This is a genomic window from Exiguobacterium sp. FD-YE-25-4, assembly GCF_057004685.1.
Map to the genome: position 1 here is coordinate 5,001 of NZ_CM168041.1, position 2,500 is coordinate 7,500.

The 2,500-nt window shown below is 54.5% G+C and carries 1 rRNA gene (running past one end of the window); it reads right to left on the bottom strand.

The features are described from left to right. Positions 1-50 precede the first annotated feature (50 nt). Positions 51-2,500 (bottom strand): 23S ribosomal RNA (locus tag AC13H5_RS00075) (it continues 464 nt past the right edge of the window).

The following is a 2,500-nucleotide window of genomic DNA, read 5'->3' on the forward strand; positions in this document are numbered from 1 at the left end:
AGATCGTTCTCTCAAAACTGAAGACTCATCAATTCATACAAACCTTAGACTAGATCAAAGCCTCGACCGATTAGTATCATTCAGCTCCACACGTCGCCGTGCTTCCACCCATGACCTATCTACCTCATCGTCTCTGAGGGGTCTTTCTTGATTGCTCAAAGGGAAATCTCATCTCGGAGGGGGCTTCATGCTTAGATGCTTTCAGCACTTATCCCGTCCGCACGTAGCTACCCAGCGATGCTCCTGGCGGAACAACTGGTACACCAGCGGTGCGTCCATCCCGGTCCTCTCGTACTAAGGACAGCTCTCCTCAAATTTCCTGCGCCCACGACGGATAGGGACCGAACTGTCTCACGACGTTCTGAACCCAGCTCGCGTACCGCTTTAATGGGCGAACAGCCCAACCCTTGGGACCTACTCCAGCCCCAGGATGCGATGAGCCGACATCGAGGTGCCAAACCTCCCCGTCGATGTGGACTCTTGGGGGAGATCAGCCTGTTATCCCCAGGGTAGCTTTTATCCGTTGAGCGATGGCCCTTCCATGCGGAACCACCGGATCACTAAGCCCGACTTTCGTCCCTGCTCGACTTGTAGGTCTCGCAGTCAAGCTCCCTTCTGCCTTTGCACTCTTCGAATGATTTCCAACCATTCTGAGGGAACCTTTGGGCGCCTCCGTTACTGTTTAGGAGGCGACCGCCCCAGTCAAACTACCCACCTGACACGGTCCTCCAGCCGGATCACGGCTGCGAGTTAGAGACTCTATACGCAAAGGGTGGTATCCCAAGGGTGTCTCCACCGAAGCTGGCGCTCCGGCTTCACAAACTCCCACCTATCCTGTACATCGCGTACAAAGCCTCAATATCAGGCTGTAGTAAAGCTCCATGGGGTCTTTCCGTCCTGTCGCGGGTAACCTGCATCTTCACAGGTACTATGATTTCACCGGGTCTCTCGTTGAGACAGTGCCCAAATCGTTACGCCTTTCGTGCGGGTCGGAACTTACCCGACAAGGAATTTCGCTACCTTAGGACCGTTATAGTTACGGCCGCCGTTTACTGGGGCTTCGGTTCAGTGCTTCTCTTGCGATGACACATCCCCTTAACCTTCCAGCACCGGGCAGGCGTCAGCCCCTATACTTCATCTTGCGATTTAGCAGAGACCTGTGTTTTTGCTAAACAGTCGTTTGGGCCTATTCACTGCGGCTTATGTTGCCATAAGCGTCCCTTCTCCCGAAGTTACGGGACCATTTTGCCGAGTTCCTTAACGAGAGTTATCCCGCGCGTCTTAGAATTCTCATCTCGCCTACCTGTGTCGGTTTACGGTACTGGCGCCGACCTCCTTACTAGAGGCTTTTCTTGGCAGCGTGAAATCCGGTACTTCGCCCTACGGGCTCCACATCACAGCTCAGCCTTGTGTGTCGGGCGGATTTGCCAACCCGACGGCCTCGCTGCTTGTCCGTGCACTTCCAGTCGCACGGTTACCTTATCCTTCTGCGTCCCCCCATCGTTCAAACGGTGGTACGGCGGTACAGGAATATCAACCTGTTGTCCATCGCCTACGCCTTTCGGCCTCGGCTTAGGTCCAGACTAACCCTGAGCGGACGAGCCTTCCTCAGGAAACCTTGGGCTTTCGACGGAGGGGATTCTCACCCCTCTTTTCGCTACTCACACCGGCATTCTCACTTCCAAGCGCTCCACGGCTCCTCACGATACCGCTTCACTGCTGCTTGGAACGCTCCCCTACCATCCCTTACGGGATCCATAGCTTCGGTGGTATGTTTAGCCCCGTTACATTTTCGGCGCGGCGTCACTCGACTAGTGAGCTATTACGCACTCTTTGAATGATGGCTGCTTCTAAGCCAACATCCTAGTTGTCTGTGCAACGCCACATCCTTTTCCACTTAACATACACTTGGGGACCTTAGCTGATGGTCTGGGCTGTTTCCCTTTCGACTACGGATCTTATCACTCGCAGTCTGACTCCCGAGTACAAGTTGCCGGCATTCGGAGTTTGACTGAATTCGGTAACCCTGTGGGGGCCCCTAGTCCAATCAGTGCTCTACCTCCGGAACTCTTCACCTCGAGGCTAGCCCTAAAGCTATTTCGGGGAGAACCAGCTATCTCCAGGTTCGATTGGCATTTCACCGCTACCCACACCTCATCCCCGCACTTTTCAACGTGCGTGGGTTCGGACCTCCAGTCAGTGTTACCTGACCTTCATCCTGGACATGGGTAGATCACCTGGTTTCGGGTCTACGACGACGGACTGATGCGCCCTATTCAGACTCGCTTTCGCTGCGGCTCCGCCTCATCGGCTTAACCTCGCCCGCCATCGTAACTCGCCGGTTCATTCTACAAAAGGCACGCCATCACCCGTTAACGGGCTCTGACTACTTGTAGGCATACGGTTTCAGGATCTGTTTCACTCCCCTTCCGGGGTGCTTTTCACCTTTCCCTCACGGTACTGGTTCACTATCGGTCACTAGGAAGTATTTAGCCTTGGG